At 44.6% G+C, this 26,013-nt stretch carries 19 protein-coding genes and 3 tRNA genes; 4 read left to right on the top strand and 18 right to left on the bottom strand.

The genetic code is table 11. From position 1 onward, the window contains the following. Positions 1–226 precede the first annotated feature (226 nt). The 4 genes from AC5O63_RS07555 to AC5O63_RS07540 form a co-directional block, all read right to left on the bottom strand. Entirely contained in the window at positions 227–808 is a 582-nt protein-coding gene (locus AC5O63_RS07555; protein WP_494504494.1) for an ANTAR domain-containing response regulator, read from the bottom strand. Between the two features lie 246 nt (positions 809–1,054). Continuing rightward, on the bottom strand, positions 1,055–2,005 hold the full coding sequence (locus AC5O63_RS07550) for a glycosyl transferase family protein (protein ID WP_494504493.1): 951 nt from the start codon (positions 2,003–2,005) through the stop codon (positions 1,055–1,057). Then, positions 2,002–2,886: a uroporphyrinogen-III C-methyltransferase gene (gene cobA / locus AC5O63_RS07545; RefSeq protein ID WP_494504492.1), complete on the bottom strand. Its 885-nt coding sequence runs from the start codon at positions 2,884–2,886 to the stop codon at positions 2,002–2,004. Before cobA ends, AC5O63_RS07550 begins: the two co-directional genes overlap by 4 nt. A 9-nt stretch (positions 2,887–2,895) precedes the next feature. After that, on the bottom strand, positions 2,896–5,511 hold the full coding sequence (locus AC5O63_RS07540) for a nitrate reductase (RefSeq protein ID WP_494504491.1): 2,616 nt from the start codon (positions 5,509–5,511) through the stop codon (positions 2,896–2,898). Positions 5,512–6,272: 761 nt separating this feature from the next. On the opposite strand from AC5O63_RS07540, the gene AC5O63_RS07535 reads away from it, so the two are divergent. The 3 genes from AC5O63_RS07535 to AC5O63_RS07525 all read left to right on the top strand — a co-directional run bounded on the left by AC5O63_RS07535 (position 6,273) and on the right by AC5O63_RS07525 (position 11,189). Beyond that, positions 6,273–7,508 carry an alpha-xenorhabdolysin family binary toxin subunit A gene (locus tag AC5O63_RS07535; protein ID WP_494504490.1) on the top strand — a complete coding sequence of 412 codons (1,236 nt, stop codon included), beginning with the start codon at positions 6,273–6,275 and terminating at the stop codon, positions 7,506–7,508. 118 nt (positions 7,509–7,626) lie between these two features. Then, complete coding sequence (locus AC5O63_RS07530; protein WP_494504489.1) at positions 7,627–10,026, top strand: hypothetical protein; 2,400 nt, start codon at positions 7,627–7,629, stop codon at positions 10,024–10,026. A 200-nt stretch (positions 10,027–10,226) separates the two neighbouring features. Beyond that, the gene (locus tag AC5O63_RS07525) at positions 10,227–11,189 is read left to right on the top strand and encodes a diguanylate cyclase domain-containing protein (RefSeq protein WP_494504488.1); all 963 of its coding nucleotides are present in this window, start codon (positions 10,227–10,229) and stop codon (positions 11,187–11,189) included. A 51-nt stretch (positions 11,190–11,240) separates the two neighbouring features. Here the strand turns inward: AC5O63_RS07525 and AC5O63_RS07520 are convergent. The 7 genes from AC5O63_RS07520 to AC5O63_RS07490 form a co-directional block, all read right to left on the bottom strand. Continuing rightward, positions 11,241–11,314, bottom strand: a tRNA-Cys gene (locus tag AC5O63_RS07520). 46 nt (positions 11,315–11,360) lie between these two features. Further along, positions 11,361–11,447, bottom strand: a tRNA-Leu gene (locus tag AC5O63_RS07515). 227 nt (positions 11,448–11,674) lie between these two features. Next, entirely contained in the window at positions 11,675–13,381 is a 1,707-nt protein-coding gene (dld, locus tag AC5O63_RS07510; RefSeq protein WP_494504487.1) for a D-lactate dehydrogenase, read from the bottom strand. A 459-nt stretch (positions 13,382–13,840) separates the two neighbouring features. After that, the gene (locus AC5O63_RS07505; protein ID WP_494504486.1) at positions 13,841–14,743 is read right to left on the bottom strand and encodes a LysR family transcriptional regulator; all 903 of its coding nucleotides are present in this window, start codon (positions 14,741–14,743) and stop codon (positions 13,841–13,843) included. Between the two features lie 215 nt (positions 14,744–14,958). Next, positions 14,959–15,032, bottom strand: a tRNA-Cys gene (locus AC5O63_RS07500). Between the two features lie 178 nt (positions 15,033–15,210). Then, a complete protein-coding gene (locus AC5O63_RS07495; protein WP_494504485.1) occupies positions 15,211–15,567 on the bottom strand; it encodes an MmcQ/YjbR family DNA-binding protein in 357 nt (118 codons plus the stop codon). A gap of 44 nt (positions 15,568–15,611) precedes the next feature. Continuing rightward, the gene (locus tag AC5O63_RS07490; RefSeq protein WP_494504484.1) at positions 15,612–15,956 is read right to left on the bottom strand and encodes a HopJ type III effector protein; all 345 of its coding nucleotides are present in this window, start codon (positions 15,954–15,956) and stop codon (positions 15,612–15,614) included. Between the two features lie 147 nt (positions 15,957–16,103). On the opposite strand from AC5O63_RS07490, the gene AC5O63_RS07485 reads away from it, so the two are divergent. Further along, positions 16,104–17,081: a sensor domain-containing diguanylate cyclase gene (locus AC5O63_RS07485; protein ID WP_494504483.1), complete on the top strand. Its 978-nt coding sequence runs from the start codon at positions 16,104–16,106 to the stop codon at positions 17,079–17,081. Positions 17,082–17,135: 54 nt separating this feature from the next. On the opposite strand, the gene AC5O63_RS07480 is transcribed toward AC5O63_RS07485, so the two are convergent. The 7 genes from AC5O63_RS07480 to AC5O63_RS07450 all read right to left on the bottom strand — a co-directional run bounded on the left by AC5O63_RS07480 (position 17,136) and on the right by AC5O63_RS07450 (position 26,010). Beyond that, positions 17,136–19,448, bottom strand: a complete 2,313-nt coding sequence (locus AC5O63_RS07480; RefSeq protein WP_494504482.1) for a methyl-accepting chemotaxis protein — start codon at positions 19,446–19,448, stop codon at positions 17,136–17,138. Between the two features lie 246 nt (positions 19,449–19,694). After that, entirely contained in the window at positions 19,695–20,453 is a 759-nt protein-coding gene (locus AC5O63_RS07475; protein ID WP_494504481.1) for an SDR family oxidoreductase, read from the bottom strand. A gap of 12 nt (positions 20,454–20,465) precedes the next feature. After that, entirely contained in the window at positions 20,466–21,371 is a 906-nt protein-coding gene (gene mmsB / locus AC5O63_RS07470; protein ID WP_494504480.1) for a 3-hydroxyisobutyrate dehydrogenase, read from the bottom strand. A 30-nt stretch (positions 21,372–21,401) separates the two neighbouring features. Further along, complete coding sequence (locus tag AC5O63_RS07465) at positions 21,402–22,532, bottom strand: enoyl-CoA hydratase/isomerase family protein (RefSeq protein ID WP_494504479.1); 1,131 nt, start codon at positions 22,530–22,532, stop codon at positions 21,402–21,404. A gap of 17 nt (positions 22,533–22,549) precedes the next feature. Next, positions 22,550–23,338, bottom strand: coding sequence for an enoyl-CoA hydratase (locus AC5O63_RS07460; RefSeq protein WP_494504478.1), 789 nt, complete (start codon positions 23,336–23,338; stop codon positions 22,550–22,552). Between the two features lie 11 nt (positions 23,339–23,349). After that, positions 23,350–24,504 carry an acyl-CoA dehydrogenase family protein gene (locus AC5O63_RS07455; RefSeq protein WP_494504477.1) on the bottom strand — a complete coding sequence of 385 codons (1,155 nt, stop codon included), beginning with the start codon at positions 24,502–24,504 and terminating at the stop codon, positions 23,350–23,352. A 12-nt stretch (positions 24,505–24,516) separates the two neighbouring features. Further along, positions 24,517–26,010 carry a CoA-acylating methylmalonate-semialdehyde dehydrogenase gene (locus tag AC5O63_RS07450; protein ID WP_494504476.1) on the bottom strand — a complete coding sequence of 498 codons (1,494 nt, stop codon included), beginning with the start codon at positions 26,008–26,010 and terminating at the stop codon, positions 24,517–24,519. Between the last annotated feature and the right edge of the window lie 3 nt (positions 26,011–26,013).

Genomic DNA, 26,013 nt, shown 5'->3' with positions numbered 1-26,013 from the left:
CGTAGCGCCATTGCATCCTTGTCGATTACCGCCGTTGATAATGTAAGGTTACGATTGAACAGATTGTTTCTAATCTAAATATTCCAAGTTGCGTGCCAACTTATTTAACACTTTATATTCAATAACTTATCCTTTTCCCTTTTCAATCTTACCTTCAGTTTGCTTAGTAATAGTGCACTTCGCACCAATGCGGAATTTTTTTTATAACCCCAAAGTGGTAGTTGAGCTATTTTAGCGCCTCTAAAGTTTGCAGTAGATTTTTCGCTACTTGCGCCAAGGTTTGACTCGATTGCATCGCTGATTTTCTCATCGCTTTGTAAGCCGCATCTTCATCGACTTGGTGCATTTTCATCAGTAGCCCTTTTGCTCGCTCGATGATCTTTCTTTCTTCTAATCGCAGCTCAAGCTGTTCGATTTCATCTTCAAGAGCAACCACTGAACGACGAATCTGGCACGCATTGGCAATCCAAGGAGTCAAACAAAATTCGGTATCTGCCGGAACGAGGACATAATCCATTCTTTCAGGTAAACGACTGATATCATTAGAAACTAGTTGCTTCAACACCACCAAGAGTGGATGCTTTCTAACGCGACATTCTTCAATAACCACGCGCAGTTCAGCACTCGGTTGCAACCAGCCCACAACAACATAAGCGTTGGGTTCTCGGTCCAACATTTGTTCAAACTGATTAAGTTGGCAACTGATGATATTGTCAAACTCTTGAGCGAGCAGCGTCGATAATCGTGCCAATTCTTCAACACGATCACTGCAAATGATGAGCGGATTTTTGGAGAGATTTTTGTGCATGAACATTCCTTGTTTTGCTCTCTATCTAAAAGAGACATAACAAGGAATGTGCCAATTGTTCTATTTATACCAATCGGGATAAATAGCTGATCAGATAATTGCGCTGGAAAAATCGCTTAGAGCAAGGCATAGATTGCAGCTAGCTAGTTGATCTACCTACACCATTCTTTGCAAACATAGCTATAACGCAGCTATCAGCGATTTTAACTAGCAAGAATGACCAGATATTTATTCTGGTTGGTATTACTAACTATCGCAGTAATCAGACCAGAGTAGATAGGCCTTTTCAAACGACTTTTCTAGATCGTTCGACTCAGCAAACAATGTCGCCGCCATTGTCGAAACCACTGTATTAGCCATCATATTAAGATCATTATCTGCCGTACCAAACAGGCACTTTTTAGGCAAAGGAATGTCAGTCAGCATGCGTTCAGTCCAATAATGCGATTCAACGCCTGTCGGTGTGCTCACCCAAACGGTTTGGCTGACTTTAGGGTTGTATTCTGATTCGCCAGATTGTCCCTTAAAAGAGACCACGGCGTGCTGGGTTAATCCTATCTCGCTTTCGACTTCAGCATGCAGCTGTTGGAAGCCTGGATGAAAGCTACCGCGTAACCCTAGTTTTGCGCCGCCCGGATTTAAAGCTCTGACGACCGTGTTGATCGGTGTACGCAATCCATAGCGATTCTTCCAGCCAATCATAGTTTCAGCTTGTGGTGCAAAATGCTTTAGAGGTAAATAAGCGATGCGCTTAGTCTCTAGTAGCTGTTTCGCCTCTTGCGGTGACTGGGCAACCTCAATACCAAAAGCATCGAGATAATCTTCAGCATGTAATCGTCCGGCGGGTCTATCGTGATAACCATGTAACAGTACTTTGTAGCCGCTGTCTGCAAGGATCTTGGCTGATAATAGGTGCCAAGGTTGCCCTGCACTTTTGCGTTTACCCGCATAACACGGCCAGTCAATATCAGCGCCCAAGCTAGGGACACGAGACTGAAACGCTTTTACGAAACCTGCAATTTCCTGTTTGGTTTCATTTTGTACTCGAATCAACATCAGTAGCATCGCCATCTGGTCGTCACCGCATTGACCATCAAGATACTCGTCCATGATTTGGTAAGCCTGTTCAAAGGTAAGCGGCTTACGTCCTCGTTCTCCTCGACCAACCGTTCGAATACATTCTAAAATTGAGCTCATACTTCCTCTTGTGAGATCACTGACTCTATGGTCATGTTTAGTTCTTCTCGCAGTTTGACGACTTCGCCTAAGATAATCAATGCTGGGCTGACCCCTTTTAACTCTTTCGCTTTAGCAGTTAGCGAGTCTAAACATGACACATGCACCTTTTGCTGGCGGCTACAGCCGTGAGTAATGATGGCAAGCGGAAAGTCTGCTTCTAGACCTTGCTCGACCAGTCCTTGCTGAATCTCTTGCGCTTTCTCCAGCCCCATATAAAAAACCAGAGTCTGTCCTGCCCTAACAAGCTGAGACCAAGCAGGTAGCGCTCCTGTCACCACCTGCCCCGTCACAAAGGTAACACTTCTAGCGATTTTTCTATGAGTTAAAGGGATATAAGAAGACGCCGCGCAACCTATAGCAGCAGTGATACCTGGAATAACCTCAAACTCAATGTTGTGCTTTGCGAGTAGCAATCCTTCTTCACCACCACGACCAAATATGAAGGGGTCACCGCCTTTTAGCCTGACGACACGTTTACCTAATTTCGCCAGATCGACCAGTATTTGACTAATCTCTTCTTGCTTTAAGCTTGGCTGACCACAGCGCTTACCCACATAAATTTGTTGGCATTTATCCGCAGCAAAATCCAATATCTCTCTGTTTACTAGACGATCAAATACAATCACGTCAGCCTGTTGAATCGCTTTTAGCGCTTTTATTGTCAGTAACTCTGGGTCATTGGGGCCTGCACCAACCAGTTGCACCTTTCCGCGTTTGAGCCCTTCTGAATCACAGCCACTACCCGTAAGAATCGGCTGTTTTACATATCGATGAGGAATGAAACCTGCGCCACGTAGCCCAAATTGCGAACCCTCTTTAACTCTTTTGCCTAATTTCATAGCACGCTCCTATTTCGCAATCAGTATTGTTTGTCCGTGGCTTGCGACAAGACGCTCCACTTGGGGCAAGCATGAGCCGCAGTTCGTTCCGCACTTGAGTTTAGTTTTCAGCTGATTGACGCTTGTGCAATCTCCACTCTCCAATTCGCGGAGAATCTGTTTGTCACTCACTCTAAAACAACTACAGATCAACTCGCTGGCTTCTTGCTGGCTAGAGACAGACAACAAAGCTGAAAAAGTTAGAGGTTTACCGATTAAACCTGCAAGATTTGACACATCGACCTCAATCGGGAGCTGAGAGATCATGAGTAGAGAACGAATGATTTTGTCTTCTCCCACTTCGTCATAACAAACTGTTAGCCACCCACTAGCAAGCTCTAGAACGACTTTGCGTTTATGTGGAGTTTCACCAAGCTCTGTCGCAAATGACTTGTCATAAAACTTTGTATCTGCAAAACGCCAAACGCCGACTCGCTCTTCAGTTTGAAATGATTGGTAAATGAAATCGTGTTCAACAAATCGCTCACCAAGATAAAGGCCATAAGTTTGTGCTTTTACCGGGAACAACTCCACTGGTTGGGATTTAAATGCTGGTTGTCCAGAAGAAGGATCAGCAATGCGGCTTACCACAGCATTAACCTGACTTTCGCCTCCATACTCTCCTGCCCAGTGCATCGACATAAACAGTTGTCTTTTTCCTAACCCATCATCAATTGCTACTCTCGCAATAATCTTTTGCTCTGTCTCTGAGCTGGATAAGGCGACCAACTGGCCTGATTTAACGTCCATATAAGCTGCAGAACGACTACTCATATACACCGTTGGTTCAGGTTCAGTCGCCGCAAGATGGGAAATGTAGCCAGTACGAGTCATGGTATGCCACTGATCTCTTTGTCTCCCAGTATTTAACCACCATGATTGGCCCTGCTGTTTTGATGGCAGTGCAGGGATAACGAACCTCGCTTTACGATCGGCAAAGCTAAATTGGCCGTTGTGTAAAGGTCTTTCTCCTCCCCACTGAATAGGTTGCCAGTTTAGGTACTCTTCATCGGTCATATTCGCGAACTCGGACAGATCAAGTAACAATGAGCTCTGCGTATTCAATCCAGTCATAGCCGCATATTCTCTAAACACGTCGGCCACACGAGCAAAATCAAAGGCATTTTCTCGGCCTTGTAACTCACACAGCCTTGCGCCCACATCACTGATCGCTTGCCAATCTGGCTTAGCTGCACCTTTCGCGAGCATAAACTGCCTTTGGCGAGTGAGCATACGCTCGGAGTTGGTCACCATTCCTTGCTTCTCCCCCCAACCTGAGGCAGGCAGCAACAAATCGGCATACTTGGCGATATCAGAATCAGCGGTCACATCCGATACGATAACGAGTGGACATTTTTCAAGTGCACGTTTTACAAATGCATTATCAGGCATTGAAACAACTGGGTTAGTCGCCATGATCCAAATCACCTGAATATCGCCACGTTCAACGGCTTCAAACATCTCAATCGCTTTTAGACCCGGTTGCAAAGCAAGGGTATCTGTGTTCCAAAACTCACTGACAAGCTTTATCGACTCAGGGTCAAACCCTCTATGAATTGCTAGCTGATTCGCTAGCCCACCGACTTCTCTTCCTCCCATGGCGTTCGGCTGACCAGTAATAGAAAACGGCCCCGCGCCCTGAATACCAATCTTACCCGTCGCAAGGTGAGCATTAATAATGGTGTTGGCCTTGTCCGCGCCGTATTGGGACTGATTTACCCCTTGGCAAAACAAAGTGATGGTTTTTCTGGTCGTGGCAAACCAGCGATAAAAGGTTTTAAGTTGCTCTTGGCTCAGTTCTAGTTGCTCACACAGCGTTTCTATGCCGAACTCTTTGCTCATCACGAGATCAACTAACGCGCCGAACCCAGAGGTATGAGACTCAATATAGGGCTCGTCTAGAGAGCCACTTTCAACACAGTAACGCAGCAGCCCATTAAACAGCGCAATATCACCGTCATTAGGGATAGATAAATGTAAGTCGGATTGCTGGGCCGTCACTGTTTCGCGCGGATCAATCACCACTAGCCTCAATTCAGGGTTACGTTCTCGAGCCTGCTGAATCCGCCTGAACAAGACGGGATGCGTCCATGCGGTATTCGCCCCACATATCACGATTAGCTCCGCATCATCTATGTCGTCATAGTTAACAGGGACGACATCTTCTCCAAACGCACGGTTGTGAGCCACAACGGCAGAAGACATGCATAGCCGTGAATTGGTATCGATGTTCGCACTGCCTACCACGCCCTTCATAAACTTGTTGGCTACGTAATAGTCTTCAGTAAGTAGTTGACCTGAAACATACATTGCAGTGGAATCTGCGCCATGGTTTTGAATCGCTTCACTATAGGCAGTCGCGATCAACTCCGTTGCTCGCTTCCAGCTTATCTCTTTGCCATCCAACTTTGGATACAGCAATCGTGAAGGCATGTCTAAACTCTGAGCTAATGCGGAACCTTTAACACACAAAGCCCCTTGATTTGCAGGATGCGCCTTATCCCCTTCTATTCCCAACTGATTCACTTCCACACCGCATCCCACTCCACAATATGGGCAGGCCGTTTTTGTACATTCCCTTGTCATCACTTACTCCTTGAAATAAAAAGCCTCCTCCACCGTAAAAGTGGAGGAGGCTTCATCGCCTGTGACGTTGTTATATGTATTTGTTGCCTAATTAAGTCAGGCTTATTGACAACAGCAAGTAAGGTGCCAGATAGATAATCCAATACAATCAAAAAGTTACATTCAACCCAGTGCTTTCAGTGCACCATCTATGTGCAAGAAAAGGCCAATATGGTTCGACATGCCATTCGCGAGTCGTTTTTATTCTTCTGGACCTCGAGGCTAAGCCAATCCGTAACTTATATTTATATATATTATATTGTTCACTTTTGAGCCATTAATTCCATTAGTATAATTTTCAAATTAAATTCACCTTACATATTTTGTGACTATACAGTTATTTAAAACAAGTGTTTATGTAAATAAAAAACCTCAAACCTTAAAATAATAGAACTGTCAGTTTATTGAAATTTTAAATTCGAATTCCCTTCTAAAGCTTTTAATTACGTAGCCTACCATTTATTTAACATTTACTAATTTAAATATTACTAAATATCAATAGCTTAAACATTGATCAATAAATTGCCATTTATGTGAGCCACAACTCATTTAGTTCATTCCTATTGCTATAGATTCAACCAAAACATTGATCGGAGGAATTTATAAAATCTATTAAATACATAGACAAATTAAACCATACAGCTTGCTATAAATATAAACCTCACCATTACCATAAATATAATAACGGTAGGCGTGAGCACGCATAAATATAAGGTATTAGAATGAAAAACATAAAAAAGCCACTCCTTTTATCCACTATTTGTTTAGGCTTAATTAGTGCTGGAGTTCAGGCTTCAACGTCAAGTGAATTACTCGTCCCATCGTCAGCTGAACAGCAGATTGGGCAGATTAGCTATGAAACAATTATCGGTGAAAACGGTGCGTTCATTGACCTAGATACCGATGAATTCATCCTTAACCAGAAAGAGTGGTTTCAAATTCAAACCTACGTTGAAGGTGCGCTATCGTTACCTATTACTGAAGCGAGTATGAAGTCTGCTTTCAACATTGCTGATGACGTTCCGTTTTCAAACTTTAAAGCGCTGGTAGAACAATATGGGAAAGTACATTCCGAAGCGTTTTATTGGAAGAAAGATCTCTATCCAAGCATTGTGGGCTTAGCGCTGTCACTGTCCAACTACAATGACATTCAGAAATATATGGTCCAGCCGCTTAGTGATCAGTTAACGATCATTCTGTCTAAATCCTTTTCTCCACTACCCGCGGATGTTCAAGCGGTCGATCAAGCTCGTCAACTTGCCATTGCCTACCTTAGCGCTCTGAAAAACTTCTCGGTAGAAAATCACAAGAAAGTGGAAAAGGCCAGCGAAGACCTGCTCGCATTCTCAGCAAAGATGGAAGAACAAAAACTACAACTTGATGTACTAAAAAGCACACACAGCGGATACCTAGATGATGATGGTAGTGAACTTCAACAGCGCGTGAATGACTTGAATAACCGCATTAATCAGCTAAACAAAGATTACAACCACTACGTTACTGTTGCTTCTACTGCTGTCACTTATGCTTGGTTCCCGTTGGTAGCAGTTCCTATTATGGGTGTTTATGGCGACAAAGCTGAAAAGGCCAGAAAGTTGCGCAATCAACTTCAGGATGAAGCAAAAGTACTTGAAGCTCAGCTTTCAACGACTCAGAAGGTTTACAACTCCTACAAGCGTTCAACTGACAGTATCAATTACATCTCAAGCAAAATTGAAAACGCCATACCTTATGTCAATAAGCTGAAACTGCATTGGCAGAAAATGAATACGGATTTTGATTCTCTCATCGTTGCGCTCGAAGCAGCCGAATCAAGCACTGAAATATTACAATCTAATGCATTAAGAGCCGCCGCAGAAGCGATGGCGAATACCGCTGTTGCAGAGCAAAACTGGAGCAATATCAGTGATAAAGCGAAAACCTTTGCCAACAACGCATACATAGAAAAAGCCGAATAATCTCTTCCAATAACCAATAACGGGATTTATCCCTCACTTCCCCACCCGCGCAGCTGCGTCGGGTGTGGGCAAGGCTACCTCAAATAAACCAAAGGTAGCGAAAAATAAGGAAATAAAAATGAAGAAGATCCTTGTCCTTGCTGTTACGGCAGCGCTTTCAAATGGCGTCATTGCCTCTGATTGGCTTAATATCAACGACCTGCCTGCAAATACTGAATACCCAGAATGGCTAAACACACCATACGTACAAAATGATTCTGTAACACGTTCTACCTCTGACTTGTATGTAAACCTTAAAGAATGGATTAATCAGCAAAATTTATACAAAGTAAAACCTACCAAGATATATATTTTCGCGGACACTTTGGAAGTAGATGAAAACTTTAACTTGGTCATGAACAACCAAAATATCGTGATCTTTGCTCGCCGAGTGGTAGGCGCAGGCGTACCAACATTTGTGCTCGGCCAACAAGGTGCTGCGGCTTCCGTCACCGTTATTGCCCAAGAAATGGAAACACCATTTAATGTGTTGGCTTTCACACCAGAGGGCACTGTTACCGCGGACACAATTGATACTAAAGAGAGCCAAGGCACTTCGATTATTTTGTCGAAAGAACACTATGTTAAGCAACAACTTTCCACTGAACTAGCTGCCAACATACAATTGGCGAAACAACAGTTCTCTGATATTGCTAACCGCTCTTTCGATATGGCTACAAGCTTATACGACACTCAACCAGCGACAAGTCTGGCAATACTCAATTGGCTCGAAGTGAGCATGAGAAACGCGGGTAAAACTGTTTCTGAAGATCCTTTGTTAACTGACCTTTATCTTCAGACCGTAGCTTTCAAACAGTTCACCGACTTAAGTAGCCGCTCGGACAACTTTGTCCCTTATCTCGACCGTTCACTGTATCAAGAGAAATACAAAGCCTACCTTCAGGCAATGATCGCTTTTGAGCAGAAACGTGAACTGGTCTCAGATAGAAATAGCCGCATCGAAGACAAAATTGAAAATACCCGCCTGGCTCTAGCGAACATCGATGATGTTCTAGAATCTCAGGACTCCATCGTAAAACAGTCCGAACAAAACATCGCTAAACTGCTCGATAGTGTTACCGCTGTTGAAGCGCAATACAAAACTCAGGAGCTTACGGCGTTAAGCGCCCGCAGTGATTACCTGTATGGTGTCGAAGTCTGGAAGACTCAACAACAACTCAACGCAGCACTGGCGATTTTTAAAGCCATCGCAGAAATTGGAGGCGCGGTAAGTGGTGTATTCACAGGTAATTTGTCTGGCATTAATGACGTAACCGAGCAATTGGCGAAAACGCCAGAAGCGCTCGACAAAGCAAAGAACCTAGTAACAAACGTTAAGAATGTTACTGGTATCATTGATAGCATCACCAAGACTGTTGCGGGGATTGCTTCTCTTACCAACGAAGTTAAGTCCACGATTAAGCAACAGCGAATTTCAGAGACTATGGACTCGTTTGATTTCGCGGTCCCCTCTTTAAATGAGAGTAATCTCGCATGGGATTTAATGTTAACTGAGGTAAGAAGCAACCTACGTTACGCTGACTCATTAGGTATTAAGGGCGCTCGCGTTTATCTTCTTGAAATGGAAAAACAAGTTCTGCTAGGCAAAGCCATTAATGCATCGCAGTTAAATCTTGTTCAGGAGCAAGCAAAACTGGTTGATTTACTCCTAACGCGTAAAGTCACCCTCAATCAAAAGGACCGCTTAACAAGTCTAATCGCGAGTGCCAGCGAAGATAGCGCTGTACAAAAACGTATTGAGCAAGAGCTATCACGAGTCTCATTGCACTTCAAACGTCCTATGTTCGTGGCCCTTTCAAACTATGTCGCCGCCTATGAGTATTGGGCACTTAAAGATAGTGATGTGAAACCGAGCTTAGGTAAATCCTACTTAGAATACCAATTTGATCTGGCTGCTATTGAGAATGAATACGTCAACGCGCTCAATCGCTTTCAACCTGCGCCGCAAGATTTCAATATCGACAACTTCGTCATTGACGATGCTAAACAAATTGAAGCCTTGTTCAAAACGGGTGAGTTCAACTTCAATGTCCCACTGGAGCAATCGCAATTCTGCGCCTTTGACCGCGTGAGATTAGACAAGATTCGCGTATTCATCGAAGGTGAAAATCTTCCCTACGGTAAACAATTCAATTTGAGTATTTCTAACGGCGGAAACTACTATGATCGCTTCAGACAAGAAGAGTTTAAGTTTAGCGCTAACCCGATAACACGCGCCTTTTACTACCGACTCGATGATGCGGTTAACAACCAAGTAAGTATCATTACCGACGGATCACTTTCAGACAAGTTTGCTTATGCCTATTTTGAGCCGACTCCATTTACCAACTGGAATGTAACACTCAATAATTTTGATAGTACAGATACCAGCAATAATCAGTACTTGAACTCGGTTGAGCAATTGAGAGTCGAGTTCTCAGGCAACGGAATTCCAAATGGGAGGAGTTGTTCAAACTAAAAAAGCTGAGTCGGCAACACTGCGCAATAATGCCGTACCTGTTTGATTCGACAAAGCAACACAGACTTCACTACTCATCTTCTTAGTGTAAAACCCCCTTCATCAACTGACGAAGGGGGTTCTTTTATGGTTAGAAATCCGACCACGAATCTCGTATAGTCACATTCACCTGATAGATATCAGCAAGGCAGATGATATTCATGGAAGAATACCAAAAGCAGATCGAAGATTTGAAAGCGCAAGTTGAGTCACTGCAACAGGCGAATGAACGATTGCAAGAAAAACTCAACTTGGCACTAGATGGCACTGGTCTTTGTTTATGGGAACAGCATGTGCCTTCGGGAACCCTGACAATATTTAATATGGAATGGGGGAAAATGCTCGGCTTTCAATCAAACGAGCTGACAGCAACCGTCGATACTTGGAAAAGCAAACTTCACCCTGAAGATTACGATTTGGCTGTGGGTGCATTTGAGGATCATTTAGCAGGCAAAACCGATCTCTATGAAGTCGTTCATAGAATGATTCACAAGGATGGTAGTGACAGTTGGGTCTCTGACAGAGGTAGAATTGTCGAGTATGACTCTAACGGCAAACCGCTGCGAATGATGGGGACTCATGTCGATATCACCCAAGAGAAACGTTATGAACAACAGCTCGCTAAGCTCGCTAATAGTGACCCCCTGACCGGTCTGCTGAATAGAAGCGCCTTTGAACAATCCTACTTAACTCACTCGCTGCCCAGTAATTCTAAATGCTCTGCGCTTGTCTTTATTGATATAGACAACTTTAAATCCGTCAATGATCAACTTGGTCACCAAGCCGGCGATAAGCTGCTAATTCAAATCGCAGGGAACTTAGAACGTAACGCTATTCCGGGTTCAATCGTAGCAAGGCTGGGTGGAGACGAGTTTGTTATGTTAAGTCACATCCACAGTCAAAATCAGATTCAGGAGTTTTGCGATACCTTGCTTGCTCACGTCACACCAGAAATTCAGCCGGACTCCCCATACGCCAAAATCGGCTTTAGTATTGGTGTCTGTCTGTTTTCGGGAACTCAATATCGTTTTGATGAGATTTATGAGAAAGCGGACTCTGCGATGTATAAAGTCAAGAAAGGCGGAAAAAATGGCGTCGCGTATGTAGATTTGTGCGAGAGCTAAGTAACAAGCATAAAAAAACCAGCCTAAGCTGGTTGCTTTCTCATAAGAGAATGGAGGCGCGTCCCGGAGTCGAACCGAGGTCCACGGATTTGCAATCCGCTGCATAGCCACTCTGCCAACGCGCCTCAAATTTTGCTTTTTTACCTAACCGGCTCTAGCCAGAAAAGTAGATGGTGCCCCGGGCCGGACTTGAACCGGCACAGCGCGAACGCCGAGGGATTTTAAATCCCTTGTGTCTACCAATTCCACCACCAGGGCAACGCAATCATGCGATGGTAACACCACCTGTTCTAACGACCTATGCCGTGAGAACGAGGTGTACTTTAACGGATTGAGATTCAAGGTCAACAATAAATTTATTCATTTTGATTCAACTGGTTAAAAAGACAACTTAACGTTTGCCAGTTAAGCAATTTGATCAAAACTTCAACGCCACCTCAAATAGAAAGAGCCACTTAGAATGTGGCTCTTAGGGTATTCATTGCTTAAGCACAGCAATTACAGTTACGTTTATAACGGTCCATTTTACCAATGCCTGGGTTAAAGGTATTGGTAGGATCTAACTGGTGGTAAAACTTTTGCAACGAATTTTCTGCTTCGTACAAGTGCCCGACGTTATGCTCTGCCGGGTATTTTGCCCCTCGGCTGTTTAGATGTTCTAACATCAACTTTTTCATTCGCTTGGTGTCAGTACCTTTCTTGAAAATGTAATCTTGGTGGAACACGTAACACATAAAGTGTCCATAATAGAGCGACTTAACCAAGTTTTGGCTCACTTCCTCTGGCAAGGTTTCTAACCACTCTTCGTCATTTCGTCTTAATGCAATATCGAGCGCAACGATATCTTCAACCTCGTTGCGGTGGATCGTTTCATAACGAATAGCTGCCCCTGCTGCTGCAAAGCGATGCAAATAGGCTTTCTTCCCTTCTTCCGGAGTACATTCAAAGAAGTCACTATCAGGCTCTACCGCCCACACTTCTTGCAGATACTTTTGCGCTTCTGCAATACCACCATCACTCATTTTAAGCACAAGGTGATGCTCGTACTTGTCACGGTACTCCAACATGCGTTGTGGCAAGTGTTGAGGGAACAACTTGCTCGCGTAATACAAAATCGTATCTGGGAGATATTTACTGACTAAAGGCACGCGCTCTAAGAAGTTTTCCACTTTCGCTTTCAATGAAAACATCTTAGGTAAGTTGTCGGTACCCAACTTATCAATCGATAAGAACACATCTTTGCCGTACTTCTCTGCCATGTTGAAGATATCGCGGTGGAGATACTCTCCCATTTCTGGCAGGTTTTCGAACTGGGTTAGAAAGTCTTTTCTTAGTTTGGTCAGTTTATTCGGATCATTGGTACCCAAATAGAAGATTTGCTCTTTTTGCGGGATTGGGTAGCTGTCCACGCGCACTGCAAATACACCTAATTTGCCTGCGCAGCCACTTGCCTCAAACAAACGACGCTCATCTGCATTGAAACGCGATGGAATATCAGAAGTCACATCACGAACGCGCTCGTCATATTCTTTGTCTGATGCCATACGCTCGTCATGAATGACATCGGCAGGGTCAAAGTTTCCATCTTGGAGGTTTTGCAAAATCTCTTCTGGTGTCGACCCAAGGCCATCGATCCCGAGGTGATTGACAAGGTGAAGTTGCCCCTTTTTATCGACCTGAGCAAAAATGGCTAGCTCAGTGTAAGCAGGGCCGCGTTTTACTAATGCGCCACCGGAGTTGTTTGCAATGCCGCCAACGACTGTCGCACCCAGAGAAGAAGAACCAATCACTGAATGTGGCGCTCGATTGACTGCTCTTAACTCTTTCTCTAGAGAATGAAGACTAGCGCCTGGAAGACAGATTGCTTGTTTGCCACCGTCAATGAGGTAGATTTGCTTCATTTTGGTAATGTTAATGACGACGACATCGCGATCATAATCATTTCCGCTTGGTGCAGACCCTTCGGTCAGTCCCGTTTTCGCAGCCTGCATAATGATAATGCAATTGTTCTCAACGCATTGCTGAATGACTTTCCATTGTTCAACAAGTGTATTGGGGAAAACCACGGCTAGAGCACTACCGCTTCCGGAGCGAAAGCCGCTGCGGTAATACTTGTTTTTAACTTGATCGGTCAGGACGTTCTCTTCCCCTACGATCGCGGTAAATGCGTCAATCAGCTGCTTCTGTTTCATATCCGTATCTCTAATTATTGTGCCCAACCAATATAAGCAGTCCAATTCTCTACGTCCATGACCGCAAGTGAACCCTGTGACAGCCACAATCACTCTAATGTTAATTTCTTAAATAGTTTCAGATAGTTAATATTTTCAAAAGCCAAATATCAACAAAGAAACATATCGTTTCCATAAAGAAACAATACAAGATTCAAATGTTAACAAATAGATTCATATTGAGAATCGAGCGAATGCGATTTGGTGTACAAACTCTATATTTTAAAAGGAGTTATGTACAATTAATGCCTACAAGGTCTAAATACTGCCAGCAACAAATCGAACTAAAAACATCACGAGAGTGTTGGATTATTGTGACAAGCCAAGGCTCTCAACAAAGAAGCAGCTGATAGAAACTCAAGTCTTAAGTTTGAAAAAGTGTTCTAGGCTAGATTCCGTTAAGCAAGAGGGCGATTTTGATTAAAATTGATAGCTACGCTCTTGAAAGCACTGATACAAGTGCTCAATGAAAAGCTTAATTTTTTCAGGCTGTTGGCGGGTATATGGGTAGACCGCATAGATACCGAGGCACTTTGCCGTTTCCTCTTTGAACAGTTGAATCAGCCGACCTTGCTGTAAATCTTCATAAACCAACACACGAGGCACGTAAATGATCCCCTGCCCTAACAAAGCAACGTTACGTAAGGCTGAAGAGTTATTAGTACACAGATTGCCATCCACTTTGACTTGATACACATTGTCACCGTTTTTAAACGCCCACTCTCTCGCTCCCGTTTCCTGATAGGCATAGGCTAAACAATTGTGTTTTGTTAGTTCTTTCGGCGTTTTAGGCTTACCATTTTTCGCTATGTACTTAGGTGAGGCGCATACAATCCAATTGGCATCGACTAACTTACGCGCGATGAGGCTCGAATCTGGAAGAACCCCAGTGCGAATGGCTAAATCAAAACGCTCATTAACGATATCCACAAAGCGATTATCCAACTCCATATCAATATTGATATCGGGATACTCTTGGTTAAATTCAGCAATAACAGTAGGTAAGATCAACTCACCGGATATGATAGGAACGGTAATTTTAATGTTGCCAGATAAGCTCTTACCTAAGCCTACAATCGATTCCTCAGCCGTGGCTACCGCTTGATAAACACTTCTCGCATGTTCAAAAAAGGATTGCCCAGACTCTGTCAGTTTGAGGGTTCGAGTCGTTCGGTAAAGGAGTTGAACGCCGATATCTTGCTCAAGTTTAGCGATGCGCTTACTGACAACCGATTTCGTCAATTCCATATGCCTCGCAGCAGCACTAAATGATCCCTGCTCAACCAAATGGTAGAAAATAATATAGTCGTCGGTATTTCTCATGTGTCTTCACTACTAACCTGGAGAACAAGTATTGTATGGAGATTAGAGAATAAATGCTGATCCTAGAGTCACACTTGTGCGCTGTGTCAGGCGCAACTAGATCGCTTTATCTTACTTCAGATACAAAAAAACCAGCTTTCGCTGGTCTAGTATTGATGCTTTCACATCTGCGCTTTCATATTCGGATATTGCTGTTGCCGCACCCGAGAAAAGAATGGAGGCGCGTCCCGGAGTCGAACCGAGGTCCACGGATTTGCAATCCGCTGCATAGCCACTCTGCCAACGCGCCCTTCTTTCAAACGCTTTAGTTACCCACCGCTGCGTTCGATGCATACTCTACGGATTGAGCTTAGAGAGTCAAACAAAAATCGAATTATTCCGTTTGTTTGCTGAGTTTTAAAGCAACATGATGCGAGTTCGAGCAATCAAGGCGGATTTTCCTGCACCCTCATTCCACCAACAGTTCATTAACTAATGCCTAACTCAACTCTATCGGCCTTTGAAAGCTTCTTCGCCACCAGTTCATATGAGCGCTCGCAAAGATCTTGTACAAGCCCATCTTCGACATCACCAGGATAGTAAACCGTCACCCAATGTCTTTTGTTGGTGTGATAACCGGGAGTAATATCGTTAAACTGAGAGGTGAGAACTTCTCCATCTTCAGGAACAACTTTCACCGTCACGTACTCGCGCCCTTCGCGCTCGGCAAGTATCGCGAACATCTTACCTTTTACTTTATATACTAAGGCATCAGGGCCAAACGGATAACCGGACTCTGCACATTTAAAACTGTCTAAATACTTAGCCAAATCTGAGTTGTTCATATCAAAGGCTCCAACTAAAAAGGAGCACTAGGCTCCTTTATCTACTATTTAGTAACGAGTGCATCACCCTCAAATCTAATGCCTTGCCAGCCAAAGTGAATAAAATTACGGATGTTAGCGTGGTCTTGTCCATCTGGGTTGCCTAAGACATCTTCGCGATAAAACTTGCCAAAACAAGCCAGTGTTGATGAAGGGTCTAATTGGTTTAGAAGGCCAAACGCAAAGATTTTACACGAGCCATTATTCTGGTTTGCGTCGTTTAAGGTTTCTCCGTTGACAAACGCGGTTGGCGTGAACTCATAGTTTGCTTCAATGACCGCCATGGTGTCTTCAAATTGAACTGAATTCGGTGACTTTGAGAGGCGATCTAAAAATACTGATAAATCCATAATTAAATTACTCCATTTGGTTTGTCTTGAGTCTATGATATTGATACAAAGAAAAAAAGGAGACTTTACCATTTAGCCCAACCAAGACAGTTCTATAATTAATCTATTGAATTGTTCCAAATATCCCATGTTCAACAGGTAGTAAACATGATCAGCCCAGAACACTGTGTAGCAAACACCAAAAGCGATTTTATCGACCTTGATAAGTGGCAAGAGCTCGTTGACTTGCTCTCCGAACTATACGGAGCTTCAACCGGAGCAATCGTACAGCTTAGACAAGGTGAATTTAATGTCGTGGTATCAAGCCAAAACGAAGATAATTTTTTGCCTAACAACACCACCTGGCCTTGGGAAATGAAGAGCTTTTGTCGCCACATCATGGAAACGCGCGACGATTTATATGTAGGTTGTGCTGTTGAAGATGCAAATTGGCTAGACGCTCCCGCCGTCGCTCAAGGACCAGTGCGATCTTATTGTGGGGCTCCTATCCTGTGGCCAGATGGAGAGCTATTCGGCACTATTTGTGTCATCGATACGAAAGAAACTGTCTATCCTCTTGCTCTATCTAAGCTACTAGAACAACTCGCACGGCTCATAGCTTCGGATATTCAAACCGCTTGCCGCTTGCAAGAAGCTGAAAATATGGCATTAACTGATGAGCTTACTGGACTCTTGAACCGTCGCGGTTACACCTTATTGGGAGAACAAAAGCTTAAAGACGCACCTCGCTATAATCAAAATATCGGCCTTCTGTACATTGATATAGATAACTTAAAGAAAGTTAACGATACACATGGTCATGAATTTGGGGACGTCGCGATCACTAGCGTAGCGAGTATTCTACAAACGGCCTGTCGCCCCAGTGACATAGTTGCGCGCATTGGCGGAGATGAGTTTGCTATTCTTACTCTTGTTTCTAAGCATGATGAGCTCACAGACTTGTCAAAAACCATCAGTAATCGCTACTCAGAGAAGCTAGCCACCACTAAGGAGCTAGATGTAACAGATGTGAGCATTGGTATACATTTCGCACCTTGTGAGAGAGGACTTTGTTTACAATCATTGATCTCTTTAGCCGACAACGCCATGTATCACGTAAAGAGTGAGCACAAAGCGCTTAGTTAGAAACTTAAAAAGTGGTGGCTCTCGCTTCAAGAGCCACGTTCCTTGTACATTTGTCTAATATTTAAATTGCGACACTTCCGCATTCAATCGATCGGCTTCGCTAGACAAACCTTGAAGCACATCATCGACATCTTGCACTTGAACCGATACCGCTGAAGAGGCATCTGCAATAGAAGTAATACTGCCACTTATCTCGTCAGTTACAGCCTTTTGTTCCTCAGTAGCAGCTGCGATTTGCACGTTCATCTCATTTAGGTCATTGAGCATAGTCACTATTTGCTCGAGCATCTCGGTGTTTTTATCACAGGTGGTGACACCTTCAGACACTGTGTTGTTAGCACTTTCAATACTCTGAGACACACTTTGAGTTTCGCGTTGAAGTGATTCAATTTTTTCTCGAATTTCTTCAGTAGAGGACTGTGTTCGGCCAGCAAGGGAGCGAACTTCATCCGCAACGACCGCAAAGCCACGACCTTGCTCACCCGCCCTTGCAGCCTCTATCGCAGCATTCAGCGCTAGAAGATTAGTTTGTTCCGCTATTCCTTGAATAACATCGAGCACTTCGGCAATCGAGTTAGTTTCAGTATGCAATCTTTGGATCGCATCGACTGCGGTTTTCATCTCTGCGTCTAAACGAGAGATTTCACTACCTAAGTTCTGACCAACCTGAACACCTTCACTGCCGGTATCATTGGCATTTTTAACAAACTCTGCTGCGCGCGTCGCGAATTGTGCTACCTCGGCAATCGAAGCGCTCATCTCATTCACCGCAGTCGCTACCGACTCAGTTCTATGATTTTGGTCAGCAACCGATTCACGGGTACTGTTCATGTTGCCCGCCATGCTCTGGGTATTGCTATTAAGGTTATTGGTGGTTTGTGCAAACTGGCCAATGATATCTTGTAGATGAGCAAACAACGAGTTGAGCGAGATAGCTAAATCGGTCATTTCATCTTTACCAGACTCTTCTAGACGCTGGGTCAGATCATTGTTTTTGCCGATCCACTGCACTTTCTCACTAGCAAGCTTGATCGGTTTAGCAATGCTGTTACCGAGTAGATAAGAAATAAACATCGCTACCGCAACCACTACGACAATACTACTGATTACAGTCATGAACAGAGAGCTAATTAAAGTCTCTAGATCTTCCAAAGCCTCCTCTTTGTCAATGTCAGTCACAATACCCCAAGTTAACCCTGCGACATTGACCGGAGAGTAAGCAGAAAGCACTTCTACGCCACGATAATCGGTGACTATGTCAGATCCACTTTGGCCTCTGAGGGCCGCCTTTGAGGTTGCAGTTGCAACAGGTTGACGGCCAATCGCTGAAGACTTGCCTTCAATTTGTGCTAACACTGACTGAGAAACACCTGCTTCCTTCAATGCCGCAAAATAGCTGTCTGGGTTTTCCATTAAGAATCGGGATTCGCTACGGAGTAATCCATCTTGTCCAACTAAGTAAGTCTCGCCACTTTCTCCTAAGCCTGCATAACTCCAATTGCTGTTGAAAGTCATGATTCGATTGATTTCATCAACAGGCATTTGGAAGATCAACACACCCAATGTTTGGTTCGCATTTTTTACTGGAGTGGCAATAAAAGAAGCGGCTGCTTCGTAAGAGGGGTAATAAGGATAAAAATCTTCTAAGTGATATTGATTAGCTGACAAATTCAGCGCATTTTTAAACGCCTTGGCAATACCACTATTCGCATAAGGGCCAGAATTTAAATTAGTTGCATAGTCTAGCTCTTTAAATACTGAATAAACGATATTACCTTCAACATCGACTAAGAAAATATCGTAATAACCAAACTCTTCTAAGAATCCTTTGATACTTGGATGATACGTAGCATGGACAGAATCATATTCGGTACCCAAAGAGTCACTCATTAAATTGTGTTTTTCACCAAGAGGGTTAGGGTTTGTACCGATATAACGAGCTTGAAGCGCTTTACTAAGGGGGGATAATGCATTGAGCTTTTGCATTTCATTAGCCGATGCTCCGCCATTTGCCCCTTTATAGGTCGCGCCAAAATTTGCTTGGTAATAAGATTGTAACTGCCCGATATCGCTTTGAGAGACTTGCTCTATTGGGTATGACTTGAACGCTTCACTAAAAGCGCTCATAGCATCTTTGACCCCAACAGAATTGGCGGTCGTTACGACTTGACCACTTATGTGTTTGAAATAACTTTCAATTTCATTTTTCTTAATTTCACGAACGGAAATCAATTGACTGGTTGCCCGTTCAAATAACGCTTGTTCAGAAAGTCCTGAAGAACGCCATCCGACAATGACACCGGTTGCGACAACCGCCAAGGTGCACAATAGCGTTGAAGCCAACACTATCTTCGTTGCAATTTTCATAACGACAACCCCTCACAGATATTCCGTATCTGCCTGTTTATTTAGAGGAAACTCGCCAACCAACGCTTTAGTAATACATTTCTTCCAGATGAAGTATCTCTAATAAGCCGAGTTATTATTTGTATATGCATGCTGTTCTATAAGTGTAAGCACAAAATTTAAACTTTTCGATTAGTTGTCGAAAATATTCTAAATCTAACTATTTAGAGGCATATTTTTATACTTGTTGCATATACATAAATAACCCTACATTCTTATCCCACCATCAACCTCAATAATACGACCGTTTATATAGTCGTTTTCGAAAATAAATTTAACCGTATTTGCTATCTCTGCAGTTTCTCCCATTCGCCCAACAGGAATCATAGACTCTAATCGGGCAATCGCTTCCGGTTTCATTTGCGCCGCCATCGGGGTCTCTATCACGCCCGGCGCTATCGCCGCAGCCCGAATGCCAAACCTTGCAAGCTCTTTCGCCCATGTTGTCGCTAGAGTCGCCACTGCTGCTTTTGAAGCGGCATAATTAGTTTGGCCTATGTTTCCCGCGCGAGCGACACTGGATATATTGATAATCACGCCCTTGCGCTCAGTTTTAATCATATTTAACGCTGCTTCTCGCCCGCAGAGAAACGTCCCGTTAAGGTTTACGTTTATCACGGAGTTAAACTGTTCGAGTGACATCTTTGAGATTTCGCCATCTTTGACTTTCACTAGCAGACCATCTCGTAAAATACCCGCATTGTTGACTAAGCCATCTATATGACCAAAGTCAATGACAATGTCACTAAACACCTGCTCTACTTCATCTTCATTGGTCACATCGGCTCGATAAGTCAACGCCTTAACACCAAGCATATGACATTGTTCTTGAGTGTGCCTCAAAGCTTGTTCATTTACATCGATAAGGGCCATTTCAGCGCCAGCGTGCGCTAACGTCACAGCCATCATTTGCCCCAAACCTTGCCCTGCGCCAGTGATTGCAATCACGCTTTCTTTTAACTCCATAGCAAGCTCCTTTTACTTATCGTTGTTCGATTGATAGAACTCAAACAAGCTAGAGAAATCGAGCTCAGCATTACCATTCATGTTATGAAATGCATACAAGTTTCGCGCTAATGAGCCCATAGGAACGGAGGATTGGCTCTTAGAGGCAGCTTCTAAGCCTAGGCCAAGATCTTTTAGCATAAGCTTACTCATAAAACCCGGTTGGTACTGATTTGATGCTGGAGCATTTTCCATTACTCCTGGGCACGGATTATAAAGTTCCAATGCCCAGTTTCGACCAGAGCTCTGTAACATGATGTTTGATAGCACTTTAGGGTCTAGCCCATTATCAATACCTAAGTTGAGCGCTTCACAAGTCCCTGACATTAAAATACCGAGCATCAAGTTATTGCAGATTTTGCCCATTTGACCGCTACCAGTTTGACCGGCATGGAAGGTATTTTTTCCCATATGTTGCAGCACTTTCTCTGCTTTGTGGAACGCCTCATCACTTCCGCCAACAATAAAGGTCAGCGTACCTGCTTTTGCTCCCGCAACCCCACCGGATACCGGCGCATCAGTAAAAAACACACCCTTTTCATCCGCCGCTTGCCCGACTAAACGCGCCGACTCTGGGTCAATCGTTGATGAATCAATGACTAGCTTTCCTGGCTTTATCAGGCTTAGTAGACCCTCTTTGCCTTGCCCGCCAAGGTAGACAGACTTAACATGTTCACCCGCTGGCAGCATGCTGATAACCACATCAGCTTGATCCACTACACTCTCAAGTGAGTCGCACACTCTCGCGCCTATCTCTGCAAGCGGTCGAGTCAAGCTTTCTACTAAGTCATACACTTGAACGTTAAAACCTGCGTTGACCAGATTGGTTGCCATAGGCGCGCCCATATTACCTAGCCCTATAAATGCGATTGTTTCCATGACGTTTCTCCAGTTTTTGCTTTTATCAACCTAGTAGTGCCCTAGCTGAGACAATGGGTGGTTATCGTCTGACCAAAGGGAACTAAACAAGCCGTCGATGACTTTATCTTCGACTTCAGCCACATTTTTATAGCGCCAGTTGGGTTTGCCATCTTTATCTATTAATCGCGCACGTACACCTTCTCGAAACTCGCCGAGTAGAGCGCTACGGACAGAAAGATTAAGTTCAAGACGAAAACAATCTGCAAGGGATAGCTGCTGGTATTGAGTCATCTGGCGATAACAAATATGTGCAGTAATAGGGCTACCTAATGCGAGGTTATCTTTAGCGACATCCAACCACTTTTCTCCAAACGAGAGTGCCTTGATGTTGTCGACAACTTGAATAGCACTGTCAGCGTGGCAAGCTGACTGAATGTGATTGAGATAAGGTAAAATCTGCGCTTGGGGCTTGTGCCCGTTCACTTCAGCTTCAAAGGACTCAAGCATCTCTGTCACGACTTCATAGGCGTCATCGACGCAGTCCCAATCAGCGATTTGTAGCTGCTGAAGAAGTACAGATTTGTGGTCAGGTAACGCCATATGGTCAGCCAAGTGAAGCGAGACAGCATCCGTAGCGGTCACCATCATACCGGTCAGCCCGAGAAACAACCCAACACCGCTATCGAGCCGATTTAAAAACCAGGTTGCGCCCACATCAGGATAGAGGCCAATACTAATTTCGGGCATGGCAAGGCGAGAATCTGGAGTTACCACCTTATGGCTAGAGCCCATGTAAAGCCCCATACCACCGCCCATTACGATCCCCTGCCCCCATGCAATGATAGGCTTGCAATAGGTATGAATAAGATAATCGCACTGATACTCGACAGTAAAAAAGTGCGAACAAAAGTCTTGAATCTGCTCTTCGGTCGAACCGCTCATCACATTGTACATGGTGCGAACATCACCACCAGCGCAAAACGCTTTCTCTCCAGCGCCTTCAAGCAAGACGCACACAATGGCGTCATCCTCGTGCCAAATGTCCAATTGGTGCTTCAAGCTTGCCAACATATCGATTGATAGCGCATTTAAAGAGGGGGCGTTGTCTAAGGTGGCAACGGCGATTTTATGCTCACTGTCACTACAGGGCAGCTCCGCAAAATGGACTAAATCACTCATATAGCTTCCTCCTGAACCTATTTGTTTTTCCATTCTGGGCGACGTTTTTCTAGGAAGGCATTTACGCCCTCAGTCTGATCTTCTGTATCAAATAGGTGAATAAATAGCTCTCGCTCTTTGACTAATCCGTAAGAAATAGGATTTGAGCGCGTCGTCTGAATCAGTGTTTTGCATGCAGAGACGGCAGGTGGAGATTGATTCGCCACCATCTCCGCTAGTTGAATTGCAGCTTCAAGTGCTTGCCCTTGCTCCACCACCTCTTCAACCAAACGGATATCAAACGCTTTATCGGCACTCACTTGTTCACCGCACAGAATGATTCGCTTCGCCCAGCCTTCTCCAACCAATGCACTTAAGTTTTGTGTTCCGCCAGCACAGGGTAGCAAGCCCACTTTCGCTTCAGGCAAAGCTAACTTAGCTTGTTTCTCTGCGATGCGAATATCGCACGCGAGCGCGACTTCTAGCCCACCTCCCATCGCATAACCATTTATGGCAGCAATGGAAACGCCACGAAAAGCACTCAAGGTCTCAAAGGCTTCTCCAAAGGCGCGCGCCATATCCGCGGCAACACTTGTGTCTCCGGAGGCAAAAAGATTCAGATCAGCGCCCGCAGAAAAAAACCTCTCTCCTTGGCCGGTAATCACCAAAGCATAGACATCCATATTGTTGTTAAGCTCAATCACCAAGTGTTTAAGCTGATTCAAGCTCTGTTTTGTCCAAGTGTTGGCAGGCGGGTTATTCATCGTCAATACAGCGACATGGTTATGTATCTTGTGTTCGATAGGATTAGCTGAATGCTGTGACATAATCTCTTTCCTTAGAGTATTTCTGAGCCTTCGCTAAGAAGACGTCTTGCAACAATAACGCGCATGATCTCGTTAGTGCCTTCCAAAATCTGATGAACTCTTACATCCCTGAAATGGCGCTCTAATGGGTACTCTTTGATATAACCATAGCCTCCATAGAGCTGAAGTGCCTGATCACAAGCCTTAAAGCCCACATCAGTGGCAAAACGTTTCGCCATCGCGCAGTATGTTGTTGCTTCAGGATCACCATTGTCGAGTTTGCTTGCCGCTAATCTCACCAACTGCCTAGCGGCGACTAGCTCAGTTGCCATGTCCGCGAGCTTAAATTGCAGTGCCTGAAAACTGCCGATCGTTTTGCCGAACTGTTTGCGCTCATTGACGTATTGGATTGCCTGATTAAGCGCTTGTTGGGCAGTGCCAACAGAACAGGTTGCAATGTTTATTCGCCCGCCATCAAGTCCTTTCATGGCAAAGATAAAACCTTGCCCTTCCTCACCAAGTAGGTAGTCCTTTGGAATTACAACGTTCTCAAACGTAATGCTGCGTGTTGGTTGGGAGTTCCAGCCCATTTTGGGTTCTTTTCGCCCATAGCTAATGCCTTCGATATTGGCAGGTACCACGAATGCAGAGACGCCTTTTGCGCCTTCACTGCCTGTTCTCGCCATAACCACCAGCACGTCGGTTTCACCCGCGCCAGATATGAATACTTTGGCTCCGTTGATGACATAGCCATCTTCAGTGAGTTTGGCGCTTGTGGTCAGAGAGGCGGCATCTGATCCAGCGTTTGGCTCCGTTAAGCAGTAAGAGCCTAGCAACTCGCCTGTTATCAGCTTTGGGCATATCTCTTGTTTTACTTTGTCACTGGCAAAGCTTCCTACCATCCATGTCACCATATTATGGATAGTCATAAACGCCGTGGTCGACGTACAGCCCATAGCAAGCTGCTCAAAAATGATCGAAGCATCTAACCGGCTTAGACCTAGGCCGCCTTGCTCTTCAGGGGTGTAAAGACTAAGAAAGCCAAGCTCTCCGGCTTCTCTCAGCTCCTCTTTAGGGAAGATTTGTTGCTCGTCCCACTCTGCCGCGTTAGGCGCTAACTTTTCTCTTGCAAACTGCATAGCGGTATCGGCGAAAGCTCTTTGATCCTCATTGAGTTCGAAGTCCATATCTCCCCCCTTTTATCGAAGCTGAATCGTCATGTTCGGCCCAGATGGAATATCATCATCAAACCAACGCGCTGTAACTGTTTTTGTTTCCGTGTAGAAGCGTACTGCTTGCTTACCATAGGCGTGAAGATCGCCATAGAAGCTGCCTCGCCAGCCAGTAAATGAGAAAAAAGGCAACGGCACTGGAATCGGTACATTGATCCCAACTTGGCCCACCAGAATCTCATGTTGGTATTTTCTCGCAGCGGCGCCGTTGGCAGTAAATATTGATGTGCCATTGCCATATGGGTTGTTGTTGATAAGCTCGATTGCCTCTTCCAGTGTATCGACTTCTAAACACACCAACACAGGGCCGAATATCTCTTGTTGATAAATGGACATATCGGTCGTCACGCCACTAAACAGCGTTGGAGCGAGCCAGTTCCCATCAGGTAAACCTTCAACAACGCAATTTGTGCCATCCAATTCGCATTTAGCCCCTTGTGCCTTACCTTCCTCAATGAGGCTCGTAACACGCTGCTTCGCTTGCTGACTAATTAAGGGACCATACCCTGCTTGTTCATCATTCCAAGCGCCGGGTTTAACCTTCGCCATTTCAGTAGCAAGATCACTGATCCACTCTTTAGAGCTGCCGACAAAAACCGCAACAGAAATCGCCATACAGCGCTGTCCTGCCGCCCCCACCGAGGAGCCGACTAAGTTGTTGATGACTTGAGCTTTGTTTGCATCCGGCATCACAACCATATGGTTTTTAGCGCCCGCAAACGCCTGAACACGCTTATTGTTAGCTGTGCCCGTATGGTAAATGTATTGAGCCACGTTTACCGATCCAACAAATGAGATGGCTTTGATGACAGGGTGTTCAAGCAGATAGTCCACCTGCTCTTTACCACCATGAATAATCTGTAGAACGCCTTTTGGTGCGCCCGCTTGTTCAAATAATTGTGCCAGACGCATCGCCGTTAAAGGAACTTGTTCGGATGGTTTCAAAACAAAGGTGTTTCCCGCTGCAATGGCGAGCGGAAACATCCACAATGGAATCATCGCTGGGAAGTTAAAAGGCGTGATACCACAACACACACCTAGAGGCTGAATCAGTGAATAGGAGTCGATGTCGGTTGCTACGTTCTCAACCGTTTCTCCCATCATATTGCTGGCGATATTTCCGGCCTGTTCAACCACCTCTATCCCTCGCCAAACATCCCCTTTGGCATCAACCGTGGTTTTGCCTGTCTCTTTCGATAAAATTTCAGCAATTTCATCATGGTGCTCTTTCAACAAATGCTGATACCTGAGCATGACCCTAGCACGCTCCGACACCGCCACATTCTTCCATTGATGAAAGACGGTTTCAGCGTTACGAATAGCTCGCTCCATTTCTTGTTCGGTAGCACACGGAAGCTTTGCAATTACTTCGTTGGTTGCTGGGTTAGTCACGTCGATCCACTGACTAGATTGAGATTGGCAAAACTCACCGCCGACGAACAAAGAGACTGTCTGTGTCATTGT

The sequence above is a fragment of the Vibrio sp. SCP2 genome, from assembly GCF_059295395.1.
The sequence above is the reverse complement of the archived record's forward strand: the minus strand, read 5'-3'. Positions and strand labels throughout refer to the sequence as shown.

What these genes read in the sequence shown, in the direction of transcription:
- AC5O63_RS07490 (WP_494504484.1), bottom strand. Translation starts at nt 15,956, where the DNA reads ATGGATTTATCAGTATTTTTAGATCGCCTCTCAAAGTCACCGAATTCA.
- AC5O63_RS07455 (WP_494504477.1), bottom strand. Translation starts at nt 24,504, where the DNA reads ATGGACTTCGAACTCAATGAGGATCAAAGAGCTTTCGCCGATACCGCT.
- AC5O63_RS07535 (WP_494504490.1), top strand. Translation starts at nt 6,273, where the DNA reads ATGAAAAACATAAAAAAGCCACTCCTTTTATCCACTATTTGTTTAGGC.
- AC5O63_RS07450 (WP_494504476.1), bottom strand. Translation starts at nt 26,010, where the DNA reads ATGACACAGACAGTCTCTTTGTTCGTCGGCGGTGAGTTTTGCCAATCT.
- AC5O63_RS07465 (WP_494504479.1), bottom strand. Translation starts at nt 22,532, where the DNA reads ATGAGTGATTTAGTCCATTTTGCGGAGCTGCCCTGTAGTGACAGTGAG.
- AC5O63_RS07495 (WP_494504485.1), bottom strand. Translation starts at nt 15,567, where the DNA reads ATGAACAACTCAGATTTGGCTAAGTATTTAGACAGTTTTAAATGTGCA.
- dld (WP_494504487.1), bottom strand. Translation starts at nt 13,381, where the DNA reads ATGAAACAGAAGCAGCTGATTGACGCATTTACCGCGATCGTAGGGGAA.
- cobA (WP_494504492.1), bottom strand. Translation starts at nt 2,886, where the DNA reads ATGAAATTAGGCAAAAGAGTTAAAGAGGGTTCGCAATTTGGGCTACGT.
- AC5O63_RS07460 (WP_494504478.1), bottom strand. Translation starts at nt 23,338, where the DNA reads ATGTCACAGCATTCAGCTAATCCTATCGAACACAAGATACATAACCAT.
- AC5O63_RS07540 (WP_494504491.1), bottom strand. Translation starts at nt 5,511, where the DNA reads ATGACAAGGGAATGTACAAAAACGGCCTGCCCATATTGTGGAGTGGGA.
- AC5O63_RS07525 (WP_494504488.1), top strand. Translation starts at nt 10,227, where the DNA reads ATGGAAGAATACCAAAAGCAGATCGAAGATTTGAAAGCGCAAGTTGAG.
- AC5O63_RS07505 (WP_494504486.1), bottom strand. Translation starts at nt 14,743, where the DNA reads ATGAGAAATACCGACGACTATATTATTTTCTACCATTTGGTTGAGCAG.
- AC5O63_RS07550 (WP_494504493.1), bottom strand. Translation starts at nt 2,005, where the DNA reads ATGAGCTCAATTTTAGAATGTATTCGAACGGTTGGTCGAGGAGAACGA.
- AC5O63_RS07555 (WP_494504494.1), bottom strand. Translation starts at nt 808, where the DNA reads ATGCACAAAAATCTCTCCAAAAATCCGCTCATCATTTGCAGTGATCGT.
- AC5O63_RS07530 (WP_494504489.1), top strand. Translation starts at nt 7,627, where the DNA reads ATGAAGAAGATCCTTGTCCTTGCTGTTACGGCAGCGCTTTCAAATGGC.
- AC5O63_RS07485 (WP_494504483.1), top strand. Translation starts at nt 16,104, where the DNA reads ATGATCAGCCCAGAACACTGTGTAGCAAACACCAAAAGCGATTTTATC.
- mmsB (WP_494504480.1), bottom strand. Translation starts at nt 21,371, where the DNA reads ATGGAAACAATCGCATTTATAGGGCTAGGTAATATGGGCGCGCCTATG.
- AC5O63_RS07475 (WP_494504481.1), bottom strand. Translation starts at nt 20,453, where the DNA reads ATGGAGTTAAAAGAAAGCGTGATTGCAATCACTGGCGCAGGGCAAGGT.
- AC5O63_RS07480 (WP_494504482.1), bottom strand. Translation starts at nt 19,448, where the DNA reads ATGAAAATTGCAACGAAGATAGTGTTGGCTTCAACGCTATTGTGCACC.